At 52.0% G+C, this 24,181-nt stretch carries 18 protein-coding genes; 1 reads left to right on the top strand and 17 read right to left on the bottom strand.

Going from position 1 to position 24,181, the window contains the following annotated elements; genetic code table 11:
• Positions 1-48 precede the first annotated feature (48 nt).
• The 5 genes from ldtD to cmoM all read right to left on the bottom strand — a co-directional run bounded on the left by ldtD (position 49) and on the right by cmoM (position 9,406).
• Complete coding sequence (ldtD, locus tag ACJHYD_RS12100) at positions 49-1,896, bottom strand: L,D-transpeptidase (RefSeq protein WP_000925997.1); 1,848 nt, start codon at positions 1,894-1,896, stop codon at positions 49-51.
• 260 nt (positions 1,897-2,156) lie between these two features.
• Entirely contained in the window at positions 2,157-6,617 is a 4,461-nt protein-coding gene (mukB, locus tag ACJHYD_RS12105) for a chromosome partition protein MukB (RefSeq protein ID WP_000572620.1), read from the bottom strand.
• Positions 6,617-7,321: a chromosome partition protein MukE gene (gene mukE / locus ACJHYD_RS12110; RefSeq protein WP_001295931.1), complete on the bottom strand. Its 705-nt coding sequence runs from the start codon at positions 7,319-7,321 to the stop codon at positions 6,617-6,619. The genes mukB and mukE overlap by 1 nt, the downstream gene beginning before the upstream one ends.
• Complete coding sequence (gene mukF / locus ACJHYD_RS12115) at positions 7,302-8,624, bottom strand: chromosome partition protein MukF (RefSeq protein ID WP_001288850.1); 1,323 nt, start codon at positions 8,622-8,624, stop codon at positions 7,302-7,304. Before mukF ends, mukE begins: the two co-directional genes overlap by 20 nt.
• Positions 8,621-9,406 carry a tRNA uridine 5-oxyacetic acid(34) methyltransferase CmoM gene (gene cmoM, locus ACJHYD_RS12120; RefSeq protein WP_001298300.1) on the bottom strand — a complete coding sequence of 262 codons (786 nt, stop codon included), beginning with the start codon at positions 9,404-9,406 and terminating at the stop codon, positions 8,621-8,623. Before cmoM ends, mukF begins: the two co-directional genes overlap by 4 nt.
• 135 nt (positions 9,407-9,541) lie before the next feature.
• Here cmoM and elyC point away from each other — a divergent pair, with 135 nt between their 5' ends.
• Entirely contained in the window at positions 9,542-10,321 is a 780-nt protein-coding gene (elyC, locus tag ACJHYD_RS12125; RefSeq protein ID WP_000899599.1) for an envelope biogenesis factor ElyC, read from the top strand.
• On the opposite strand, the gene ACJHYD_RS12130 is transcribed toward elyC, so the two are convergent.
• From ACJHYD_RS12130 to aroA, 12 genes are all read right to left on the bottom strand, one after another.
• Entirely contained in the window at positions 10,298-11,191 is an 894-nt protein-coding gene (locus ACJHYD_RS12130) for a YcbJ family phosphotransferase (protein ID WP_000436922.1), read from the bottom strand. The genes elyC and ACJHYD_RS12130 overlap by 24 nt on opposite strands.
• 153 nt (positions 11,192-11,344) lie before the next feature.
• Positions 11,345-12,091 carry a 3-deoxy-manno-octulosonate cytidylyltransferase gene (kdsB, locus tag ACJHYD_RS12135; RefSeq protein WP_000011612.1) on the bottom strand — a complete coding sequence of 249 codons (747 nt, stop codon included), beginning with the start codon at positions 12,089-12,091 and terminating at the stop codon, positions 11,345-11,347.
• Positions 12,088-12,270, bottom strand: a complete 183-nt coding sequence (ycaR, locus tag ACJHYD_RS12140; RefSeq protein ID WP_000350058.1) for a protein YcaR — start codon at positions 12,268-12,270, stop codon at positions 12,088-12,090. The genes kdsB and ycaR overlap by 4 nt, the downstream gene beginning before the upstream one ends.
• Positions 12,271-12,321: 51 nt before the next feature.
• Positions 12,322-13,554 (bottom strand): crosslink repair DNA glycosylase YcaQ, encoded by a 1,233-nt coding sequence (gene ycaQ, locus ACJHYD_RS12145; protein WP_001550908.1) that lies wholly within the window; start codon positions 13,552-13,554, stop codon positions 12,322-12,324.
• A 36-nt stretch (positions 13,555-13,590) separates the two neighbouring features.
• Positions 13,591-14,577 carry a tetraacyldisaccharide 4'-kinase gene (lpxK, locus tag ACJHYD_RS12150; RefSeq protein ID WP_001550907.1) on the bottom strand — a complete coding sequence of 329 codons (987 nt, stop codon included), beginning with the start codon at positions 14,575-14,577 and terminating at the stop codon, positions 13,591-13,593.
• Complete coding sequence (msbA, locus tag ACJHYD_RS12155; protein ID WP_000551270.1) at positions 14,574-16,322, bottom strand: lipid A ABC transporter ATP-binding protein/permease MsbA; 1,749 nt, start codon at positions 16,320-16,322, stop codon at positions 14,574-14,576. The genes lpxK and msbA overlap by 4 nt, the downstream gene beginning before the upstream one ends.
• A 36-nt stretch (positions 16,323-16,358) precedes the next feature.
• The gene (locus tag ACJHYD_RS12160) at positions 16,359-18,623 is read right to left on the bottom strand and encodes a ComEC family protein (protein ID WP_001550905.1); all 2,265 of its coding nucleotides are present in this window, start codon (positions 18,621-18,623) and stop codon (positions 16,359-16,361) included.
• A 206-nt stretch (positions 18,624-18,829) separates the two neighbouring features.
• Positions 18,830-19,114: an integration host factor subunit beta gene (gene ihfB / locus ACJHYD_RS12165; protein WP_000167336.1), complete on the bottom strand. Its 285-nt coding sequence runs from the start codon at positions 19,112-19,114 to the stop codon at positions 18,830-18,832.
• A gap of 159 nt (positions 19,115-19,273) precedes the next feature.
• Entirely contained in the window at positions 19,274-20,947 is a 1,674-nt protein-coding gene (gene rpsA / locus ACJHYD_RS12170) for a 30S ribosomal protein S1 (protein ID WP_000140327.1), read from the bottom strand.
• A 110-nt stretch (positions 20,948-21,057) separates the two neighbouring features.
• Positions 21,058-21,741 carry a (d)CMP kinase gene (gene cmk, locus ACJHYD_RS12175; protein ID WP_000125016.1) on the bottom strand — a complete coding sequence of 228 codons (684 nt, stop codon included), beginning with the start codon at positions 21,739-21,741 and terminating at the stop codon, positions 21,058-21,060.
• 172 nt (positions 21,742-21,913) lie between these two features.
• Entirely contained in the window at positions 21,914-22,678 is a 765-nt protein-coding gene (gene ycaL, locus ACJHYD_RS12180) for a metallopeptidase YcaL (protein WP_001550904.1), read from the bottom strand.
• 168 nt (positions 22,679-22,846) lie between these two features.
• Positions 22,847-24,130, bottom strand: a complete 1,284-nt coding sequence (gene aroA, locus ACJHYD_RS12185) for a 3-phosphoshikimate 1-carboxyvinyltransferase (protein ID WP_001550903.1) — start codon at positions 24,128-24,130, stop codon at positions 22,847-22,849.
• Positions 24,131-24,181 lie beyond the last annotated feature (51 nt).

Raw genomic sequence — 24,181 nt, forward strand, 5'->3', positions numbered from 1 at the left:
CCGATCATGCTAATTATTACGACAACTGATTTCCCCGAACTGCTTCATTTACCTGATTAATTGTTCCGCTTTCGATACGATTTGCGAGCTGGATCGCGCAGGCAGATCATAATTGTAAATATCTGTACGATACTGGGTACGACCATCTGCACCAACAAAGGCCGTCAGGTAGTAGAGATTCACCGGAATCGACTGCCGAATATTGACGTAACGCGTATCGCCCTGCTTCAGCGCATCAGAAATACGTTTGTCATTCCATCCTGCATCCTGCAACAGCATATTCGCCAGATCGGAAGCTTTATTCACTCGTACACAGCCTGAGCTCAATGCGCGTGTATCACGCTTGAACAGATTGTGGTTCGGCGTGTCATGCAAATAAATGGCCTCTGAACTCGGCATATTGAATTTATAGCGCCCCAGCGAGTTCCGTGGGCCTGGAGCCTGCTGGAAGCGAAACGGTAAATTCGAGGCCGTGATTGTAGACCAGTCAACCTGCCATGGGTCAATCGCTTCTCTGCTGTTCCAGCCGCGCATCACCGTATAGCCATGGCTTTCGAGGTATCCCGGATCGTTGCGCACTTTCGGCAGAATATCTTTGCGTGCCAGAGTTGGTGGTACGTTCCACGGCGGGTTTACCACTACGTTGTTAAGTGCACTGCTCATCATCGGCGTTTTGCGATCGGGGCGACCGACAATGACTCGCGAATCCAGTACCTGATTGCCGTTCTGATAGTAGACCAGCGAATAGGCTGGAATGTTAACCATGATCCCGGTAGAAAGCTCTGTTGGTAGCAAGCGCAATCGCTGGATGTTGAGTGCCAACACGCCAGCACGCTGGGCGGGCGTTACGTTTAACCAGTCACGCGTTGCCGGGCCAATAGCGCCATCTGCTCCCAATCCTTGCCATGCCTGAAAACGTTTAACGGCCTCCACCAGTTCATTATCGTAGGCGGCACGAACGGCAGGCGCAGGTTTACTACGAGACGTCGTTTGCTTGTCCATCGGCTTAGTTTCTGCTGTTTCAACAGTAACAGCGGATGGGCTGACTACTGCGTCAGTTGGCGTGTCATCGCCAGGGAGAGTAATTTTTGGCCCCCCGTCCAACATGCCTGTGCGTTGCAATATTTCGCGCAACGCCGGTACGTCGTTACTCCACTGCCCTGGGCGCAACGTTGCTTTACCGGTCAGTTGAGGCCACGGTTTGGTGTCACTGAGTAAGGCCAGTAACGATTCATGCATCGCCGCATATTGCGGATGCTGCGGTGCCAGTCCTGCAACAAACGTCGGCAATTGACCTTTATCCAGCGCCAGCTGCCATTGGTTAATCACCGAAAGCGGCGGCGTTGCAAGCGCATAAGGTTTACTGCTATATAGCCAGCGAGTGCCTTTGACCGGAATATTTGCAATGAAATGGAGATAGCCCATCATCGCATCAGAGAGCACGACGTCGCGTGCCATTCCGTTAACACCAGGATCGGTCAGTAACTCTACCCATTTATTAAACTGCGGCTGGAAACCGGCAATCGCCACCTCGGCCAGCTGTTGCTGGAAGGCTTTAACAGCATCACGGTTTTCCCACATGGGTTGCATATCGCGTGCGGCATACAACAGTTGAAGCTGGTTAAGATAAACCGGCTTGTAACCTGCGGGTAATTGAGATTCGATTTGCGTGCGGGCTTTTTCTGCCGCACCTTCAGGCAATGGCTGGATCCCCGCCATTATTGCCGTGGCTTGCGCCTGCGGCAGTGCCTCGCCCTGTTCACTGACAGCCACCGGGCTGTCGCCAGGGATTACTTCAGGCTCATCGGCCTGCGCATTGAACAGTGGAGCGAATGTTACGGCCAGGCACAAACTGATTGCCGACAGCCGACGACCACACATCATATTAAGCAACATCCCTTGCCCCCTGTTTTTATCATACTCTGAATAGCCAGGCTGTTATTTTACGACTTGCCTGTACAACGCCAATACTCACGAAAGTATGACGAGCAAGCCTGTTACTCATCAGGCTTATCTTCAGTATATAAACGCCGATACGTTTTTACATAACCTAATGTAAAGAAGTTTAAAGAAAAGCGCGCCGTAATGTGCCACTTTTTTAGTGCAGAAACGGAGTTTTCGGAAAAAGAAAAGGCGGCATTGCTGCCGCCTTAATTTTAACTCGCCTGAGAAGGCGCTTCGTCACTTCCTGGAAGCGTTTCAGGGAGTTGCGGCGCAAAGCCACGCAGGCCGACGACGTGAACGTGTTCGGTATTCTGGAAGACTTTACGCACCAGTTTATAGGTGGTGCCTTTCTCCGGGCTGATATTTTCCGGCGCTGCGATGATGAGCTGCATTTGCAAACGTTCACACAATTCAAACAGCGTGGCGATAGAACGAGCATCCAGTCGCGCTGCTTCATCGAGGAACAGCAGGCGGCAAGGAGAGATATCTTTACCGCGCAGGCGGCGAGATTCATCTTCCCAGCTTTGTACCACCATCACCAGAATCGACATACCGGTACCAATCGCCTCACCGGTCGACAATGCACCAGACTCTGCGCGCAACCAGCCATCAGAACCACGGTTAACCTCAACTTCCATTTCCAGATAGTTGCGGTAATCCAGCAGTTCTTCGCCAATGGTCTGCGGCGTGCGCTGCCCCATATCAATCTGCGGATTAAGACGCTGATACAATTTCGCCAGCGCTTCCGAGAAGGTCAGACGGTTGCTGTTAAACAGATCCTGATGCTGCTCATGCTGTTCAGAGAGCACATCCAGCAGCATGGCGTGCGTTTCACGCACGTTCACGTTGAGGCGCACGCTGTTCACCTGACCAAACGATACGTTCTGCAACCCCTGGTTGAGCATACGGATACGGTTCTGCTCGCGCTGAATGGTTTTTCGAATAATGTTCGCCACGCTGCGGGAACTGATCGCCAGTTTCTGTTCACGGGAGGTTAACTCTTCGGTCAGACGGCTAAGTTCGATCTCCATCTGTTCGATAGCTTCCACCGGATCATCGGTACGAATAATATCCTGACGAATACGTTCACGCAGATGCTGATAAACCGCCACGAAGAACTGAATTTTACGTTCCGGACGTTTTGGATCTTCCGACATGCGCAGCACATCGCGCAGATGTTCGTTATCTGCCACTGCCAGACGCAGCGCACCTAACGCCTTATCCGACATGGAACGCAAATCATCAGCGGAGAGATAAGCCAGCTCACGACGGTGTAAGCGGCGCTCAACGCCGTTATCTTTCACCATGCGCATGACTGCACACCAGCCCGCTTTCGCGGTCACTACCTGCTCGCGCATCTCAAAGTAATCCCGCTCCAGCTTGCGCAGTTTGCGGGTCAGGTTGTCCATCTCTGCTTCGCAGAAGGTAAGCGCTTTTTCCAGTTGATTGCGGCGTGAACGGTTATTGCTCAGTTGCGCGTGCAACTCGTCACGGCGAATACGCGCCCGCTCTTCTGCCCCGCTATCAGCTCGCACGCCGATATCCTGCAATTCACGTTGCAGATCATTGAGTAGCTCTTTTTTGGTGTCGTAAGAACTTTTCAGCGAAGCCAGCACCTGGTTGTACTGACTCAACTGCGCTGCGTGTCCGCGCAACGCTTCACGCGCGCGGGTACGCTCCGCTTCCGCCTGTTCCAGACGTTCACGCAGTTTTTCGTTGAGATCGCTGTTACCGCTAAGCATTTCTGCCGAGTCAGAGTAGCTAAAGTGCGCACGACGCTGCACCACTTCCGTCAGGGCAAACGCCTGCTGACGGGCATCGCGCTGCATCTGCTGAGAGTACGCGTAATCTTCTTTTAACTGTTCGAACTGTTCCGGGTCACTCTGCAATACCGAAACGATCGGTTCCAGTTTCGCCAGTTGATTACCGAACTGCTGAACAAAACGCGCGGCTTCCTGGGCTTCATCCAGACGTTCGCGGATTTCATCGACGCGATCCGCCAGGCTGTCATCAGCCAACAAGTTGAGACGCGGCAGAATGCGGTTCAGCGCCGTAACACCCTCTTTCGCCTGCTCAAACTGAATACGCTGCTGCTGGTTATCATTTTCATGATTACTCAACGCCCGCTCCAGTTCGACGCGACGGCTGTTCAGTTGACGGATTTCTGCTTCCGGGTCAGACTCAAACGCCACCGCCAGATGACTACCTATAAAGCGGCTGAATGCCTGATGCAGACGCTGGGTTTTCTGTACATCAAAGGAGAGCGTGGCGAAGCGTTCGGAAAGCACTTCACGCTCGGCATGGAGGCTTTCAATACGGCTTTCACGCGCAGCACGACCAAACAGCGGCACTTCCGGGAAACGTGAATAACGCCACTGACGATCGGCGATTTTCACCACTACAGCTTTTTCCAGCTCATCAACGCTGAACACGCTGTCATCGAATGACTGCGGATCCCCTTCGATCAGATAGAGATCTTCCGGGCAATCGGTCAAGCCTTCCAGGTGCTCGGTTACCTGTGACAGATCTGGCACCACGATGGCGTGGCGTGACGGGCCATACAGCGCTGAGAAGTACGGCGCATCTTCCAGGCTAACGTCATCATAAATTTCTGACAGCAGCACACCACCAAAACGCTCCGCCAGCGCGTTCAGACGCTGATCTTCAGAGCCGCCTGGCTGGCTTAAACGTTCGATCTCTTCATCGACGGCGTTTTTGCGTGCGCCAACTTCGTCACGTTCAACAATCGCTTCGCGCTCACGCTCAAGCAACTGTTGCAGATATTCGGTGACGTCCTGGCTGGAGGTGAACTCTTCGCCGCACTGTTCGCTCAACTGGTTGAGACTGTTTTGCGCTGCCAGCCAAACCGGCGCACGCTGCATCAAACTCTGAATGCGAGACTGCAGCTGTTCCTGTTCCTGGCGCAGTGCCATGCGCTCTTCGCGGGCGTTAGACACGCTATCGGAAAGAGAGGCAATGCGTGCTTCCAGCTCCTGATGCAGAGCTTCCAGTTCATCAATATCAAAATTCTTGCCCTGACGTTTGCAGAAATCTGCCAGCAGGCGTTCGGCTTCTTGCTGCTCGCGCAGACGCTGTTCCAGTTCGCTTAAGCGCATCCGCAACGGTTGAACCTGCTCTGCCAGGTGACGCTGATCGACCCCTTCGCGCAATAGTTCGCGAGCGACATCCCACGCCTCGTTACGCGCCAGCGGGCCATTAATTGCCACCACCAGCTGATAAGCCTGCTCAAACTGGCTGTGCGCGGTTTGCGCCATGCTCATTTTCTGCTCAAGAGAGAGCATTTTTTCAGTCGCTTCCAGCTCTTTCGCCTGGAAGGTTTCCAGCCATTCGGCGGCGCTGTCGGCGGTTAAGTCCGGCAGATGGCACAGTTCTTTGGCACGATTAAGCGCAGCAATCGCCTGGTTATACTGGATCGCGCGCGTTTGCTGGACGTCCAGCGCCTGCTGATAGTCAGCAAGCTGGCTTTTCAGCTCGTCCACTTCCAGTTCGGCAGCTTCCGCACGAGCCTCGTTCTCTTCCTGGCGTTCGATGGCTTCTGCCACCACTTCGTTTTGCTCTTCCAGACGGATCTGCAGCTCATCGAGATCCGCTTCGTAACGTTCGATCTTCTCCTGCTGACGCAGTGCGGTTTGCACCAGGTTCAGGTGATCGCTGGCCGCCTGATAATCCGCTTCCAGATCGCCTTCGGCACCGTTGTGCTCTGCCAGCTCACGCGCCATATCGACGTGTTTGTACTGCTCAGCCGCCAATTGCTGACGCGAAGTATGTAGCTCGCGACGAAATTCCAGGGCTTTGTCGAGATGGACACGGCGCTCGTTGGCGTGACGCATGTAGTCCGCCGCCACGTAGTTGGTGGCTTCGCTGATCAGATGCTTAAACAGGTCACGGTCCGACTGGGTGACACGAATCGCTTCCAGCGTCATGCGATTTTCACGCAGTGCCGCTTCCATGTCCTGGAACGCTTTACGCACCCCGCTGTTTTCCGGCAACAGGTAGTCGCGCAGAGAACGAGTAATGGCGCTGGAGATCCCGCCATACAGCGAGGCTTCGATCAGACGATAGAATTTGCTACGGTCAGATGCGGAGCGCAGACGACGCGCGATGATGCCCAGATCGAACATCAGCGAGTGGTAATCGGTAATGGAGTTGAACTGTTTAAACTGCACGCCTTCCATCGCCTCGAGCTTGTCTTTCAGCTCGTTAAGCGGCAGCACGCGCGCCTGGCGTTCGTTCAGGGTTTCGGTCACCAACTGCGTCGGCAGCACCGACATCGGCAGGCCCTGAATGGCAAATGGTTTGATATCCACTTTACGATCGCGTCCGGCAACCTGTTGCAGACGCACACCGACCACCACGCGCTGGTGGCGCGAGTTAATGGTGTCGAGCATCGAATAACAGACACCCGCTTTCAGCTTACCGTGCAGACCTTTATCACGCGAACCGCTGGTGGCCCCGGCTTCCGTAGTGTTACGGAAATGCAGCAGGGTCAGGTCGGGGATCAGCGCCGTAACGAACGCCGCCATGGTGGTGGATTTACCCGCCCCGTTACCGCCAGAAAGCGTCGTGACCAGCTCGTCAAGGTCAAAAGTTCGGGCAAAAAAGCCGTTCCAGTTAATCAGCGTCAGTGAGCGAAATTTACCGCGTTCAATCATTATTCTTCCTCTCCGCTATCTGGCTGACTCTCTTCGGTTTCATCGTTGAGTTGCAGATGATTTTCAATCGGCATTGCTTCGCCATCACGAATCAGGCGACGCTGTGCTTCACGGGGATCGTCGCCAGCACGCACATCGGCTCCGAAGCGGAACACCGATTCGGTAATGCGGAACTTGCTGCTGTCGTGGCCCATAAACCACACCATGCCCAAACGACGCAGACGGTTGAGCGAAGAACGTACTTTCTCCTGCAACTTCTGCCGGTCAACGTCTGAACCGGTTGAACGGTTGTTCACCAGTTTCAGCAGTTTCGCTTCATCGGCCAGGGTGAGCAGTTCGTCGTACAGTTCCTGTTGAGTAAAAATCCCCTCATTCGCCAGCCGTTCCGGGCTGAGATAGAGATAACAGAGGATTTTCCCGACCATCATATCCAGTTCCGACAAGACGGAACGAGGGATCAGCGTGGTGGAACGTGGGCGTAAATAGAAGAACCCTTCCGGTGCACGAATAAGCTCAACGTTATAACGCGCGTAAAACTCTTCCAGATATTCCTGAAAATCCATCAGGAATGCATGATTATCCAGTTCGTCGAGGCCAATATGGCGGCCTGAACGTAAGGCGCTATCCAGCGCCGGAAATAACGGATTCGCCAGCGCCTGCGCCAGCTTAACCGGCATCACTTGTTCAATATTTGTCGATGACATGCGCCTGTACCTTGGCTCCGTAATCATTAATCGGCTGCCATTTCGCTGGCAGTCCGGTGAAATCTGCTTGCGCTACGCCAAGACGTACCGCCTGATCAATAACAATGCGCGCAACGTCAAAGTGACGTGCACGCGGATACTGTGACAGATATTCGCGTACCACCAGACCAAGATCCAGCGGCACTTGTCTGGTTTTGTACACGGCGAGTTGTTCTTCGATGATCGCCGCCAGCTGTTCGCGGATCTCGTTAAACTCTTCGTACTCCAGATCCTCAGGAAGTTCTCCTGTCACTTCTTCATCGCGCAGAGCCATCTCTTCGTCACGCATATCCAACAGACGATCGGCATTGGCATAAGTTAGCGCCCACGGCTCATCAAAATAGGTTTGTACCGACTGACGTAACCGCTGAGCAAAGACGCGGTTTTTATCCATATCGATTGCGGTACGGATAAATTTGTGTACGTGGCGGTCGTAGCCAATCCACAAGTCTATGGATTGCTGGCCCCAGCTGATAATACGGTCGAGTTTGCTCTGCAGATCGAATACCAGACGATCGACAAAATGCAGATCGTCATGGGTCATCGTCGCATCCTGAATGCGCAACAGATTAGCCTGCAATTTGTCGCCTGCCGCTTCCAGCGTATCCTGCAATTCACGCAGCGTTCCGGAAGTTTCCGAAAGCAACAATTCACAGCTGGAGATCGCCGCCCGCCAGTCTTTGTTCAGCAACTGGGCGATATCGTCCTTCACCTGCTGCTGCTGTTCGTCCATCAGACGTTGCGTCAGGTCGATACTGTCAAAAATTTCTGCTACCGAATATTTCAGCGGCGCATAGACATTACGGTGCCAGTGAAATTCATCACCGCCCTCTTCGGCGGCATCTGCTGCGCGTTTGAGCTCACCCGCCACAATCGACAACTGCATAGAAAGGCGCAGCGTAGAAAACTCGCGCTGACGGATGTAATAGTCAGTAATGCCGATGCCGAGCGGCGTCAGACGGTAAATTGCGTTCCCTTCCGCCTGCTCGCTGGTAAAGCGGTTCAGCAGACGTTGACGCACCATGTCGTTGATCGCGTTGTTGGCGCGCACGCCGATGGTTTCGCTGGTTTGCTCAAACGCATCACTCACATGGCGGAATGCATCCACCAGCTCGCCTTCACTCATCTCACCATCCAGACGCTCGCCGTTCAGCGTGGCAACCGCCAGCAGAAAAGAGAGTCGGTCTACCGGCAGCGAGATGGAGAAGTCATTTTTTCTGGCCCAGGCAACCAGTTCGGGGACTGTCTGGGAAAATTCACTCATACTTTATCCTTGCTCTGCGGTTTGCGCGCGGTGACATGAATATAACGCCCCAGGGTAATATACGGTTCCTGACGGCAATAACGCGTTTCTAATTCAAGTAATGCTTCATAGCAGTCGCGCTGCTGGTGCTTCTCGCGCAGATAATCATGAAACACGCGAACGCCTGTCTTACCCATAATTTGCCAACCAGCTTCTTCCAGCCACAGATAAACCTGCGCCGGGTCGCGTGGATAATCTGGCGAAAGCGTCCGTTTTTTCTTTTTCGGCATTCCCGCCTGCACGTAATCAAAATTCCCGGCGACCATGTTATGCATCAGCAAGCCGTGCGCATTGTAGAACATTAACGACAACACACCGCCTGGACGCAACACTGACCACAGGGTCTGTAATACGCTGCGGGGATCGGCCACCCACTCGAGCACCGCATGGAACAATATCAGATCAACGGGCGTTTCCAAATGCGAAGCAACATCCTGAGCGGCGCAATGTATAAATTGCATGTTGTCGCTCACACCTTTTGCTTCTGCCGCCTGTTTTGCGCGGTCGATCATCTGCGCAGAAAGATCGCATAAAATGACCTGATGCCCACGCTCGGCCATTTTGATTGCGGTCTGCCCTTCTCCACCGCCAGCATCCAGCACACGCAGTTTTTGCGGGCCCATTTCCGCCAGCACGCGATCGAGATCCTGCCACAGAATAGCCTGTCGAAGCTGCCCTTTGGTGGTGCCGTAAATGTTACGGGAAAACTTTTCCGCAATATCATCAAAATTGCGATCCTGCATTGCTTTCTCCACCGGTTGGCTAAGACGTTTTCTGATAAAGACGCTATTTTGTCACAGCCACGGCGAGAATGAACCTGTCTGGTGTAATATCGCTGGCGATCCCTTGCTATATGGTTAAAAAAGGAACCAGAAAGGATGCTTTTTACACTGAAAAAAGTGATTGGCAATATGTTGCTGCCACTTCCGCTGATGTTGTTGATTATTGGCGCTGGCCTGGCGCTGCTGTGGTTTAGCCGTTTTCAAAAAACCGGGAAGATTTTTATTAGCATTGGGTGGCTGGCGCTCTTGTTATTGAGTTTGCAACCGGTAGCCGACCGCCTGCTGCGTCCCATCGAAAGCACCTATCCGACATGGAATAATTCGCAAAAAGTGGACTATATCGTGGTGCTCGGAGGTGGTTATACCTGGAACCCGCAGTGGGCACCAAGCTCGAATTTAATCAATAACAGTCTGCCTCGCCTGAATGAAGGTATTCGCTTATGGCGCGAAAATCCGGGATCAAAACTGATCTTCACGGGAGGCGTAGCAAAAACCAATACGGTGAGTACAGCGGAAGTAGGTGCCAGAGTTGCGCAATCGCTGGGCGTGCCGCGCGAGCAAATTATCACTCTGGATTTGCCAAAAGATACCGAAGAAGAAGCTGCGGCAGTGAAACAGGCGATTGGTGACGCCCCTTTCCTGCTGGTGACCTCCGCATCACATCTGCCGCGGGCGATGATCTTTTTTCAGCAGGAAGGGTTAAATCCGCTACCAGCCCCAGCGAATCAGTTGGCCATCGACTCGCCGCTTAATCCGTGGGAACGGGCAATCCCTTCTCCGGTTTGGTTGATGCATAGCGATCGTGTTGGCTATGAAACGCTTGGCCGCATCTGGCAGTGGCTGAAAGGTCCGTCAGGCGAGCCACGGCAAGAGTGATTTTGATGCCAGATCGAAGTTGCGCCGACTAAATCGTCCGGTATTAACCAGTTGCGCAACTTCATCCCATAACACATACAACCAACGCCGCCAGATGAACGACTCCGCCACTGGCGCGCGTTGCAGGTAACTCCAGAGCAAATCTTCCGCCAGAGAATTATCCATTAGTCGGAACAGTTCGTATTCTCGCGGTGCCCAAAGCATTAGTCCCGGCCCGACCATCGCCAGTAACTGATCGCTGCGCGAATCTTTCAGCATGCTGCGTAAACAGAAGTTACCGTGAATCAGCACACAATTGTCGTTAAAGCCTTCAAATAATGCCGGAAGACATTCGCGAGTACGAAACAGGATCCGCTTATCCTGCATCGTTAGACCGGTGTTATTGAACTGATTGAGCGTGGTCCATAGCACTTCAACATGTTGCCGGTACCATGAGGGCCAGAAATTTTCCTGAGTATTGTCGACCGCGCCGACGCAACCGCGACTGTCCTGACGGTGCCAGGCCAGTAAGGCTTCAACGATTTGATCTTTGAGCTGTTCCCAGCGTTCTGGTGTTCGGGCTGGTGCCTCCACCGAAACACCACGCATCCGCTCCAGTAGCAGGACATCGGGGCCGGGGTGTTCTTCATGCGTCATCACACCATAAATAGTCGGCATACGGACAGTTCCACTTCTTGCCAGCATGGTGGTTTTCCATGCCAGTTGTCGGGCTTTTCCGGGCGTACTAAAGCTTCTTGCCATTAACGGCATTGGGTTTCCCTGGCTGTCATACAAAGCCCACAACGCCGTATCCGCTTTTTCATTGACGCACTCAATACGACTGAGTTTTTCGCCCAGTAAATGGCTTAATTCGGCACGCAGCTGTTCCATTCAGATTACCCTCATAAAAGCTACTGCTTTCATAATGAGCGCCAATATAAAAGATGTCACCTGAATGAGATCAATTGTTGAAAAGAAAAATTGAGGAAAATCGTAACGGTACGACACTCCTCCCAAAATTGGCTGGAGTGTCGTGAAGTGAAATTAGCGCATTTCAGCGCGAACGCGCTCGAGATCTTCAGGGGTATCCACACCTGTGCCAGGAACTTCCTGGGCGACAGCAACATGGATTTTTTCGCCGTACCACAGAACACGAAGCTGCTCTAACATTTCGATGTGTTCTAACGGACTTGGCTGCCAGTTGACGTAACGACGGATAAAGCCTGCACGGTAGCCATAAATACCAAGATGACGCAGGAAGTTATCGCCAACGGTTTCAAGGCCTTTTGCAAAACGATCACGATCCCAAGGAATGGTAGCGCGAGAGAAGTACAGTGCATACCCTTCAGCGTCGAGGACCACTTTCACCGCATTCGGGTTAAACGCTTCCTCCGCATTGTGGATTGGCACCGCCAGAGTCGCCATACCCACCTGACGCTGGGCGAGATTATCAGCAACCTGACGAATGATTGTCGCAGGGATCATCGGTTCATCCCCCTGCACATTAACGATCACCGTGTCGTCGCTGAATGCGCATTTTTCGACAACTTCCGCCAGACGTTCTGTTCCTGACTGATGATCGGCGCGCGTCATACATACTTCACCGCCAGCGGCTTCAACAGCGCGAGCAACATCCTCATGATCGGTTGCCACGATGATGCGCTCGGCACCTGATTCGCGCGCGCGTTCAAGAACATGAACAATCATGGGTTTGCCGTTAATATCAACCAATGGTTTACCGGGCAGACGCGTGGACGCGTAGCGCGCGGGAATAATGACCACAAAACTCATGATTTACTCTCATCAGCAGTCAGCACGCGGGCTTCCGTTTCCAGCAACACTGGAATGCCATCGCGCAGCGGGAAAGCCAGGTTGTCCAGTTTGCAAATAAGTTCTTGTTTTTCCTGGTTATACCAAAGTTTTCCGTTGCAAACCGGGCAGGCAATGATTTCAAGCAGACGATGATCCATAGTTCCTCCAGATGGATCGGGTTATGAATGCATAAATCTTATCATAATCATTTATGCGACGGGGTCTATTTCCCAGCCGGTGCGGCAATCAGTAAAGAGGCCTTGCGGGCAGCGTTCTAATGTCACCCGCGTTGCCTGCTGCCAGTTAGCGAAATCAGTAATCGCCTGACGTAACCCTTTTTGCAGCGTTGTCGTTGGTTTAATGCCTTCTTGTAACCACAGAGAGATAACTTCAAGGATGCCTGTCTGGCGATGCATTTTGGCATCCATTCGCCCAACTAATTGCCCACGATGTAATAACGGCAGAACAAAATAGCCATACTGGCGTTTCGGCGCTGGGGTATAGCACTCCAGCCGGTAGCTAAAATCAAAAAGCTGCTCTGCGCGTTTGCGATCCCAGACAACAGGATCAAAAGGCGAAAGTACCGCGCTGTGCGTTGCAGTGAGCTTTCCGGCCAGCGCACGCTCGAGTAGCGGCAGCAAATCAGCATGCAGCCAAAGATTGCCCAATTTTTCAACATGCACAGCAATGATTTGCTGCTGTTCAGCCCTCGCTTCGCGCCACGCCGCCAGTGCCGGACGTTTCAGCCGATAGTAATCTGCCAGCCACTGTTCGCGGAATATTCCCAGGCTACGCGCACTGTTATCCAGCATGATGATTTCTGCTTCTGTTTGCGAAACGAGATCGCGCTCATCATCCCAGTCAGGCATGACTCGGTGGGTTAAATCATAAACGCGCTGGAAGTTGCGCCGTTCAATCACCATCACCTTTCCGGCAGTAAATAAACCTTCCAGATGCCGTTTATGCGGCTTCCATTCCCACCAGCCGCTTGCACCTTTACGAGAATGCTCGAAATCGGCTGAACGTACCGGCCCCTTATCATGAATATGCTGAATTAACTGTGCAATTTCCGCCTCATGTTCCTGCATCCAGGCGTTTTTGTATTTCCAGCCCATTTTTTCAGGTGCCAGCATGCGGTGGCGAATAAGACGAAAGTTGCTACGCGGCATAAAGCAGGCTTCATGCGCCCAGTATTCCATTAATTCGCCACGCGCCAGAGACTCATCCAGCCACTGGGCAGGATAATTTCCCAGACGACTGAAAAGCACCAGATATGGACTACGGGCAACAATATTAATGGTATCGATTTGCAGCAAGGACATGCGGGAGATCGTTGCCGGAATATCCTCCAACGATGCTCGACGGCGGGGTTTGTTTAACAGGCCTTGCGCGGCGAGGTGAAGATTACGCGCATCAGCAAGAGAGAGGTGCGGCAGCGACATTCATGACTCCATCAATCGAACGCTGCCGCGGCGTAACTAGTTGCCAGAAGCCAGCGAGGTTAGTTGCGCAAGCAGTTTCGCTGGTTCATCACCTGAAAGCTGTGCGTCAACAGGCAAATACCACCAATTTCCTTCGGCAAAGGGCAGGCATTTCACCGCATCTTTTTCAGTCATTACCAGCGTTTGCCCGGCGCTTACCAACGCACTAACATCCGCATGGTTCAAAGACTGATGATCGGCCAGTGGTACACATTTTTCCGGTTGTACGCCGCACATCTTCAGCGTGGCAAAAAAGCGCGGCGGATGTCCAATCCCCGCCATCGCCACTACATGTTCAAGCTGAGCAACGTCACAACGCGTACCGGTACGTAAATTCACCGCCTGACCCGGCAGCAGATGCATGGGGATTTCACCGCTGCGGGGGACACCGCCGTTGACGATTACCGCATCAACCGACTTTAAGCGCCCCGCTCGCTCACGCATTGGCCCCGCCGGCAACCACCAACCATTGCCAAAGCGACGCACACCATCAATAACGACAATTTCCACATCACGCGCCAGACGGTAATGCTGTAAACCGTCGTCGGTTACGATGATCTGCACATCAGGGTGTTGCGCCAGAATGGCTTTTACCGCATCAGAACGCACGGGAGAAACCGCAACGGGCGCGCCAGTGCGTTGATAAATCAACACAGGTTCATCACCCGCCTGTGCTGTGGTGGTATCTGCCGACAATAACAGCGGATAAGATTCAGCCTTACCACCATATCCCCGCGATACGACCCCCACGCGAATACCGCGCTGTTGCAGCTGTTCCACCAGCCAGATAACGACCGGGGTTTTTCCGTTGCCGCCTGCGGTGAGATTACCAACCACGACAACCGGTACGGGGGCACGCCAGGCGCGCTTCAGTTTTAGTTTATAGCAAAGACGGATCGCGCCACTCACCAGGCCATACAACCAGGAGAGTGGCAGCAATAGCCGCCACAAAGGGGATTCACCAGACCAGATTTTTTCGATCATTGACCAAACTGCATTTTGTGAAGTTGCGCGTAAACGCCACGGTGCTCAAGCAAATCGTTATGCGTACCGCGTTCCACAATGACACCATCCTCGACGACCACGATTTCGTCTGCCTTTTCAATGGTAGACAAGCGGTGGGCAATCACCAGAGAGGTACGGTTTTTCTGCAACTCATCCAGTGCCGCCTGAATCGCACGTTCGGATTCGGTATCCAACGCCGAGGTAGCTTCGTCCAGAATCAGAATCGGGCTATCACGCAACAAGGCTCGAGCGATGGCAATACGCTGACGCTGACCGCCAGAGAGCAGCACGCCGTTTTCACCAATCACTGTATCGAGACCGTTATCCATCTTATTGATGAAGTCCATGGCGTAGGCCATACGCGCCGCTTCTTCAATTTGCTCACGGCTGTACTGTTCAGTCCGTGCGTAAGCAATGTTGTTGGCAACCGTATCGTTAAACAGATGGACATTCTGCGACACCAGAGCAACCTGGTTACGTAACGACGCCAGGGTATACTCGCGCAGATCGTGACCATCCATCAGGATTTCGCCTTCATCAATATCGTAAAAACGTGTGATTAGGCTGGCGATGGTTGATTTACCTGAACCAGAGCGTCCAACCAGAGCAACCGTCTTCCCTGCCGGAATTTTCAGGTTGATGTTACGCAATGCGGGCACGTCACGTCCCGGATAAGTAAAGGTGACATTGCGGAATTCCACGTCGCCAGTCGCACGCTCGATCACGCGCTTACCTTCGTCTTTCTCCTGCTCACTGTCCAGAATGGTAAACAGCGTCTGACAAGCCGCCATACCGCGCTGGAACTGGGCGTTAACGTTGGTCAGCGATTTCAGCGGACGCATCAGTGCAATCATTGAAGAGAAAACAACGGTAATCGTACCGGCAGTCAGGCTATCCATGACACTTGGGAAGCTCGCCGCATACAGAACAAACGCCAGCGCCAAAGAGGCGATCAGCTGAATGATCGGATCAGAGATGGAAGAGGCTGAAACCATTTTCATCCCCTGAAGACGCATTCGGTTACTGACTTTATCGAAGCGTTTCGTTTCCACTTCCTGACCACCGAAAATCAATACTTCTTTGTGGCCCTTCAGCATTTGTTCTGCGCTGGTGGTCACCTGCCCCATGGTGTTCTGCATGTTTTTACTGATGTTACGAAAACGCTTCGATACAACGCGAATCGCAATCGAAACAATCGGTGCCAGCACAATCAAAATGATCGACAGTTGCCAGCTGTAATAGAACATCATGATGAACAGGCCGATGATCGACGCACCTTCACGCACAACAGTAATCAGTGCGCCGGAAGAAGAAGAAGCAACCTGTTCGGAATCGTAGGTGATACGTGACAACAGCGTACCCGTTGACTGTTTGTCAAAGAATGAAACTGGCATTCCCATCATGTGACCAAACAGGCGGCGACGCATGGTCATTACCACCTTTCCTGATACCCAGGAGATACAGTAGCTGGAGACATAGCTGGTGATACCACGTAAAATCATTAGCCCGATCACCACCAGCGGCATCCACACCAGCACGGAGCGATCTGTTTTACCAAAGCCATCATCAAGAAGTGGCTTAAGGAGCGATAACATGAAGGTATCGCTGGCTGCGTTGAGGATTAACGCTACGCCCGCCACGATCAGACCCGCTTTGAAAGGCGCAATGGTTGGCCACAGTCGGCGGAATGTCTGCCACGTAGAGAGATCTTTGTCGTTATGCATTCAAAAAACCAGCATTTGTTGAAATAGCCGCATATTCTACCCGTTATCCACTGGCACGCCAAACCACTGATGATACCAACGAGGTAAAATTTGCTCCCTGAGGCTGCTAATCCGCCAGCCTTGCGCTGAAAAATTGACCGTCACTTGACCCTGATGTGGAGTATCAAGCCACTTATAACCTTGTTGTTGATAGCGATGCTTAACTTTGTTGGAGGGCAATCGCCATGCGTTATAGCGCGATGCCGATGCGAGTGCCACTTTTCCATTCACTCGCTGAATTAATGGCAACGATGATGAGGTATTACTGCCATGGTGAGGTACCTGAAGCAATGTTGCCTGCACTTGCTGCCAGTAACGGCTTAGCATCTTTTGTTCAGCGGGGGCTTCAATATCACCGGTTAGAAGAATGCTATTCGTCCCGTCATCAACCTTAACCACACAGGAATGGTTATTTCCTTTATCGTTGCTAGCTTGTAAAGGCCAGTGCGCGCTGAAACGCAATCCTTGCCATTGCCACGCTTCGCCACGCACACAGGGCTGATGATGTTCCCAGTTTAACGGACTTCTGATCCATAACATCGGCCATGTGTGCAATATTGAGTCCAGCCCTCCCCGGTGATCCAGATGTTCATGACTCAGAATAACGCCTTCCGGTTCAAGATTATGCCAGTGGAGCCAGGGGATAATCAGTTGTTGCCCACTATCCCCTTCGGGCCAGGCCAGTCCCGTGTCATAGAGAATCGCTTTGCCGTTTCGCGCAATGACCATTGCCAGCCCTTGCCCGACATCAAGCATGTACACTTGCCACTCGTCAGGTCGAGGTTTTTGCCACAGCGGCCAGCACATCAGCAAGCCTCCAGCCACACACATTGCTGGCAACGTTCGCCAGGCGTTTAATCGCCATACCACCAGTAAGAACCATGGGGAAAATGTTAGCCATTGCCAACGTTCAGCAATGTTGATCCACCCTTCCGGCAAACTCTTTAACCCCCAGAAAAGTAAAGCCAAAGACCGGTCGGCAAGAAACCATAACCCCTGTTCCAGGATTAACGGCCCGCTTAAATGCACAACCATCGCGGCGAGGATCAATGGAACCGTGATAAATGTCACCAGGGGAATTGCAAATAGATTTGCAATAAACGAGGTCAGACTAATGCCATGAAATATGACGATTTGCACGGGCATAAGCAGGAGGGTGATTCCCAGTTGCAGATGGATGAGGGAAACAACCGCACGCAATACCGGCGGCAGCTGCCACTCAGGACAGGGAAACCACTGATACCAAAAAATCAGTGCCGCGACCGCAGCGGCAGAGAGCCATAAACTTTGCGAGAGAATGGCAACAGGATCCATCAGCAAAATTGCCGCCAGACAACATATCCATACATCCCAGCCACTCCATTGTCGCCCACTTAACTTAAGCATTCCCCACATGGCAAGCGCCACCACGGTACGAAATGCAGGAGGTTGCATTCCCGTCAGCCAGGCATAAAAAGCAGCACAGCAGATTCCGCCAATTAATGGCATTTGCCAGTGGATCCAGCGCCCAGGCAGAAAAATTTGTCCACTGCGAATGAGTCCGGCAGCCAGCAACGCCGCAAAAGCGATATGCAATCCCGATATCGCCATTAAATGCGCCGTTCCAGTATCGCGCATGATATTTTTGATTTCTTTGGGAACGGATAACCGTTCCCCCATACCTAAACCAAGAATAACCGCATTCCACGGATAGGGTTGCAGCGTTGTTTGTAATGACGCCAGATACTGTGCACGCAAGCTACAATCCGGTTCAATGACACTTGCCTGCAGAAAGCGGCCGGTCAGCGGCTGATGCTGGGCAATGGCATAACGCTGGCTATCAAAGCTGCCATCATTAAGTTGGCCATGAACTGCACGAACTTTGAGTTTCATTGACCATAGTTGTCCGGCACAAACCGCTTGCGGGAGATATTCGCCATACAGCACGAGGCCTGGCGCAGGGAATATACGTCGACCTTGTAGATGAGTGACTTGACCGTAATGAGTGGTCATGCCGTCAGTAGCAGTGATCTCAACTATTGCATCCTGCGTCGCGCCAGTTAAGGTTTCTCCTGCCCACAAAATTTGCTTTGCCGCTGATATGCCCCAAAGAAAAAACAGCAACGTCAGCGCGATATAACGGACGGCTTTAACAGGAATAAATGCCAGTACGCAGGCGAAGACAGTCAGAAACGCAAGGGTTAATGTCCCAGGCAATTGGGGCAAAACCAGCAACGGAAAAATTCCGCAAATTATGCATACGCCGACTGTCGTTATTTTCATGCACCCCTCCGTATTTATGGAAAGTGTGCAACTTTGTTGAGCGGTTGTCTGGTGGGAGTTTTGCGTTCCCCGAGGCACGTTCAGAAGAATTTAACGAGAGGGTGAAAACTGTTCAAAACTCTGCGAGGCAGCTTCCAGTTCCAGATTAGAGAAATGAAAAAAGCACCCGACAGGTGCTTTTCTCGCGTTCAAGTTTGAGTAAAAACTTAACCGTAAATATTGGCGCGATCGCGCAGTTCTTTACCTGGTTTAAAGTGAGGAACGTATTTTCCTTCCAGTTCTACTTTATCGCCAGTCTTCGGATTACGTCCGGTACGTGGTGCGCGGTAGTGCAAAGAGAAACTGCCGAAACCGCGGATTTCAATACGCTCGCCCTGCGCAAGAGTCGAGGCCATATGCTCCAGCATCTCTTTTACTGCATCTTCAACCGTCTTGGCGGGAATGTGCGATTGCTGGGTGGCAAGTCTTTCTATCAATTCTGACTTGGTCATGATTCCTCCGGTTCCTTAAAGGCAAATTAAGCGGCTGCTGTTGCTGCATTGATTAAGGGCGGCCGTAGCCGCCCTTAGTGCTTGATTACAGGACGAAACCTGCAATCTGTCAAGTAAACTCAACAAACTTCGGAATAAAAATCCCGAAGAGTCAGAGAATCACTCGCCTTTAGCTGCTTTGAAAGCTTCAGCCATTGCGTTGTTGGAGAAGTTTGCATCTTCCTGTTTGTTAACAGTTGCGATTGCATCTTTCTCGTCAGCTTCGTCTTTCGCACGAACAGACAGGCTGATTGCGCGGTTTTTACGATCAACGCCGGTGAATTTAGCTTCAACTTCGTCGCCAACGCTCAGAACCAGGGTAGCGTCTTCAACGCGGTCACGGGATGCTTCAGAAGCACGCAGGTAACCTTCAACGCCGTCAGCCAGTTCTACGGTTGCGCCTTTAGCGTCAACTGCAGTTACTTTACCGGTTACGATAGCGCCTTTCTTGTTCAGAGCAACCCAGTTGTTGAACGGATCTTCTGCGAGCTGTTTAACGCCCAGGGAGATACGTTCACGTTCTGCGTCAACCTGCAGAACAACTGCAGCGATTTCGTCGCCTTTTTTGTATTCACGAACTGCTTCTTCGCCTGCAACGTTCCAGGAGATGTCAGACAGGTGAACCAGGCCGTCGATGCCGCCGTCCAGGCCGATGAAGATACCGAAGTCAGTGATAGACTTGATTTTACCTTCAACACGGTCACCCTTGTTGTGGGTTTCCGCGAACTGCTGCCACGGGTTAGCTTTGCACTGTTTCAGACCCAGGGAGATACGACGACGTTCTTCGTCGATATCCAGAACCATAACTTCCACTACATCGCCAACGTTAACAACTTTGGACGGGTGGATGTTTTTGTTGGTCCAATCCATTTCGGAAACGTGTACCAGGCCTTCAACGCCTTCTTCGATTTCAACGAAGCAGCCGTAGTCGGTCAGGTTGGTCACGCGACCAGTCAGTTTGGTACCTTCCGGATAACGTTTAGCGATAGCTACCCACGGATCTTCGCCCAGCTGTTTCAGGCCCAGGGATACACGGGTACGTTCGCGGTCGAACTTCAGCACTTTAACAGTGATTTCGTCGCCCACGTTGACGATTTCGCTCGGATGCTTAACGCGTTTCCAGGCCATATCAGTGATGTGCAGCAGGCCGTCAACGCCGCCCAGATCAACGAATGCACCGTAGTCAGTGAGGTTCTTAACGATACCTTTAACTTCCATGCCTTCCTGCAGGTTTTCCAGCAGCTGATCGCGCTCTGCGCTGTTTTCGGATTCGATAACGGCACGACGAGAAACAACAACGTTGTTGCGCTTCTGATCCAGCTTGATTACTTTGAATTCAAGCTCTTTGCCTTCCAGGTGCAGAGTGTCACGCACCGGACGAACGTCTACCAGAGAACCTGGCAGGAACGCACGAATACCGTTCAGCTCAACAGTGAAGCCGCCCTTAACTTTGCCGTTGATAACACCGGTAACAGTTTCAGCATCTTCGTAAGCTTTTTCCAGCGTGATCCAGGCTTCGTGACGTTTAGCTTTCTCACGGGACAGCAGAGTTTCACCGAAGCCGTCTTCTACTGCGTCCAGAGCAACGTCAACTTCGTCACCTACCTGGATTTCCAGCTCGCCCTGGGCGTTTTTGAACTGCTCAGCCGGGATGGCGGACTCAGATTTCAGACCAGCGTCAACCAGTACTACGTCTTTGTCGATAGCAACAACAACGCCACGAACGATAGAACCCGGGCGGGTTTCGATTTCTTTTAAGGACTCTTCAAAGAGTTGAGCAAAAGATTCAGTCATGTTTAATCTTCAGGTTTATATTTAACGTCCACCTGGCTCCATGCCGGATGGGGTTGTTTAACATACCCGCTGTCATTCCATTGCAACGGGGGTACTGCAAATTCGGTCGCTTATGCGAGAGCCAATTTCTGGCGCGCGTATTGTAGCGCTTTTTCAATCACTTGCTCAATGCTTAAGGTGGTGGAATCCAACACTAAAGCATCGGCTGCCGGAACCAGTGGCGCTACCGCTCGGTTACGATCGCGGTCGTCGCGTTCTTTGATCTCGGCCAAAAGGCGCTCAAAGTTAACACTAAAGCCCTTCTCCTGCAACTGTAGCATGCGGCGATGCGCACGTTCTTCCGAGGAGGCGTCAAGGAAAATTTTCACTGGCGCATCAGGGAATACCACCGTTCCCATATCGCGGCCATCGGCAATCAAGCCTGGTAATTCGCGAAACGCGCGTTGGCGACGCAATAATGCTTCACGAACGCGTGGGAATGCCGCGACTTGTGAAGCAGCATTCGCCACTTCCTGAGTACGAATTTCGCCGCTGACATCTTCCCCTTCGAGGATCACTTCCAGATTGCCATTGGTCGACACAAAACGTACATCCAGATGGGATGCCAGCGGCACGAGCGCATCTTCCGATGCAACATCAACATGGTGATGTAATGCCGCCAGTGCCAGTACGCGATAAATTGCACCCGAGTCCAGCAGATGCCATTGCAACGCTTCCGCCATAGCCTTACACAAGGTGCCTTTCCCTGCACCGCTTGGGCCATCAATGGTAATAACCGGGGCAATTGCCGTCATCTTTATCTCCTTAAAACAGGCGTACCGTTAACATAACCGCGCGCATTATACGCGCCGACGCCACAAATCGTTAACGTTGTGTGCAAAAACCAGTTTTGTCTGTATTCAGATGGGGATTTATTGCGCAATTATAGCGGGCTGGCAGAAGACCAGCCCGAAAGATGACAATGATTTACTTACCAGAGGCGATACGATCACGGATGTGTTGCGCACGCTCTGTTGATGGTGGGTGAGAGTCAAACATGGACTGGGTACGACCGCCATCCAGGCTGGCCAATTTTTCAAAGCTGCCAACCAGCCCCTGGGTGCTGATGCCACGTTTCTTCAACAGTTCAAAGGAGAAATCATCTGCTTCGGACTCTTTATCGCGGGAGTATTTAGCATTGATCGCGCCTTCTGCGATATCACCTAATTGTGAGCGAGAAAGCTGGGAAGCCGCACCGCTGGTAGCGGAAATCGCATCACGTGCGGCAACGATCGCATAAGAAGCTTTCATTTCAGCCAGCGAGTGACCCAACGCGACGTGGCCCAGTTCATGACCCAGAACGCCTTCAATTTCGTTGTCGTTCATCATGTCCATCAGGCCACTGTAGACACGAACACAGCCGTTCGCCATCGCCCATGCGTTGACGTCGCTGGTCATATAAACCTTATAGTTGACCGGCGTGCCATTAATATTGTTACCCAATGCTTTGGCGATTTTTGCCAGACGTTTACCGTACTTGCTGGATTTACTTGCGACTTGATTGCCGCTGTCCATTTCGGCACAGCCCTGATTGGCAATCGCTTTTGCATCAGCATCGCTTAACGTTGCTGCTTTATAGGCATTTAAACCTGAGCTGATAGCCATATTGGTATCAATACCGTGGGTATTTTGACACCCTGTCAGTAATGCTGCAGAGGCCGCAATCGCCAGCAGTAATTTAGTATTCTTCATGTGAATCATCCGTTGATTAATCATATATAAATATTATGTATCAATAACTTACATTGACAAACGACGCTACCATTAATCAAAATGACTCACAAGGTCCGAAAAAAAACGCCGGCAATGTGCCGACGTTTTGATAAAGAAAGATTTGGCTATTTATTGCACGTTGTTCATTCAGGCTGCCTGGCTAATCCGCGCCAGCTGCTCGAAATAATCCGGAAATGTTTTGGCCGTGCATTTGGGATCAAGAATCGTCACTGGTGTATCTGACAACGCCACCAGCGAGAAACACATCGCCATCCGGTGATCATTGTATGTTGCGATCTCGGCAAAGTTCAGTTTTTCCGGTGGAGTGATACGAATGTAATCGTGCCCCTCTTCTACTTCCGCACCAACTTTACGCAGTTCTGTTGCCATCGCAAACAGGCGATCGGTCTCTTTAACACGCCAGTTATAGATATTGCGCAGCGTGGTGGTGCCTTTTGCAAATAACGCCGCCGTGGCAATGGTCATCGCCGCATCAGGAATATGGTTCATATCCATATCAATAGCGTTCAGTTCACCCCGCGTGCAGGAAATATAATCATCGCCCCAGCAAATGGTCGCGCCCATTTTTTCCAGCACATCAGCAAAGCGAATATCACCCTGCATACTGTTGCGTCCAATGCCGGTCACTTTTACAGTGCCGCCTTTGATTGCTGCTGCTGCCAGGAAGTAAGAAGCCGAAGATGCATCGCCTTCGACCAAATAAGTACCCGGAGACTGATAAGACTGCCCGCCTTTTACGACAAATTGTTGATAGTGCTGATTTTCAATTTCAACACCAAACGTCTTCATCAGATTGAGTGTGATGTCGATATAAGGTTTAGAAACCAGATCGCCTTTAATACGAATAACCGTATCTTCCGGCGCAAGAGGCGCAGTCATTAATAGTGCGGTGAGGAACTGGCTGGAAACGGAGCCATCAACGTCAACGTTGCCGCCAGTAAAGCTGCCCTGTAAACGCAATGGCGGATAATTTTCTTGTTCCAGGTAAGTGATCTTCGCCCCGCCCAGGCGCAGCGCATCCACCAGATGACCAATCGGGCGCTCTTTCATACGCGGCTCACCAGTCAGCACAATATCATTGCTACCCAGACAAAGAGCTGCCGCCAGCGGGCGCATTGCCGTTCCGGCGTTTCCGAGGAACAACTCCAGGGCACCTTCTGCGTGTAATGGACCGCCGTTACCGATAATTTCGCAACGCGTACGATCAGCTGAAAGCGTATAGCTTACCCCTAACGCTGCTAATGCATTCAGCATATGGCGCACGTCATCGCTATCCAGCAGATTGGTTAATACTGTTTTGCCGTGTGCTAATGCCGCCAGCAATAAAGCGCGGTTAGAAACGCTCTTGGAACCGGGCAGATTAATAGTGCCATCGACACGAGCGATGGGTTGTAACGTCAGGGATTCCATGAACTCAACTCTCTACAACAGAAATAAAAACCCCACAGGCTGGCTGTGGGG

It is taken from the genome of Escherichia sp. WS1368 (genome assembly GCF_046487485.1).
In the GTDB taxonomy this organism is placed as follows: Bacteria; Pseudomonadota; Gammaproteobacteria; order Enterobacterales; family Enterobacteriaceae; genus Escherichia; species Escherichia coli.

Coding starts and splice junctions, on each gene's coding strand:
- cmk (WP_000125016.1), bottom strand. CDS start 21,741: ATGACGGCAATTGCCCCGGTTATTACCATTGATGGCCCAAGCGGTGCA.
- ycaL (WP_001550904.1), bottom strand. CDS start 22,678: ATGAAGAATACTAAATTACTGCTGGCGATTGCGGCCTCTGCAGCATTA.
- mukE (WP_001295931.1), bottom strand. CDS start 7,321: ATGTCATCGACAAATATTGAACAAGTGATGCCGGTTAAGCTGGCGCAG.
- kdsB (WP_000011612.1), bottom strand. CDS start 12,091: ATGAGTTTTGTGGTCATTATTCCCGCGCGCTACGCGTCCACGCGTCTG.
- elyC (WP_000899599.1), top strand. CDS start 9,542: ATGCTTTTTACACTGAAAAAAGTGATTGGCAATATGTTGCTGCCACTT.
- mukB (WP_000572620.1), bottom strand. CDS start 6,617: ATGATTGAACGCGGTAAATTTCGCTCACTGACGCTGATTAACTGGAAC.
- lpxK (WP_001550907.1), bottom strand. CDS start 14,577: ATGATCGAAAAAATCTGGTCTGGTGAATCCCCTTTGTGGCGGCTATTG.
- ACJHYD_RS12160 (WP_001550905.1), bottom strand. CDS start 18,623: ATGAAAATAACGACAGTCGGCGTATGCATAATTTGCGGAATTTTTCCG.
- ycaQ (WP_001550908.1), bottom strand. CDS start 13,554: ATGTCGCTGCCGCACCTCTCTCTTGCTGATGCGCGTAATCTTCACCTC.
- ACJHYD_RS12130 (WP_000436922.1), bottom strand. CDS start 11,191: ATGGAACAGCTGCGTGCCGAATTAAGCCATTTACTGGGCGAAAAACTC.
- cmoM (WP_001298300.1), bottom strand. CDS start 9,406: ATGCAGGATCGCAATTTTGATGATATTGCGGAAAAGTTTTCCCGTAAC.
- ihfB (WP_000167336.1), bottom strand. CDS start 19,114: ATGACCAAGTCAGAATTGATAGAAAGACTTGCCACCCAGCAATCGCAC.
- mukF (WP_001288850.1), bottom strand. CDS start 8,624: ATGAGTGAATTTTCCCAGACAGTCCCCGAACTGGTTGCCTGGGCCAGA.
- rpsA (WP_000140327.1), bottom strand. CDS start 20,947: ATGACTGAATCTTTTGCTCAACTCTTTGAAGAGTCCTTAAAAGAAATC.
- ldtD (WP_000925997.1), bottom strand. CDS start 1,896: ATGTTGCTTAATATGATGTGTGGTCGTCGGCTGTCGGCAATCAGTTTG.
- ycaR (WP_000350058.1), bottom strand. CDS start 12,270: ATGGATCATCGTCTGCTTGAAATCATTGCCTGCCCGGTTTGCAACGGA.
- aroA (WP_001550903.1), bottom strand. CDS start 24,130: ATGGAATCCCTGACGTTACAACCCATCGCTCGTGTCGATGGCACTATT.
- msbA (WP_000551270.1), bottom strand. CDS start 16,322: ATGCATAACGACAAAGATCTCTCTACGTGGCAGACATTCCGCCGACTG.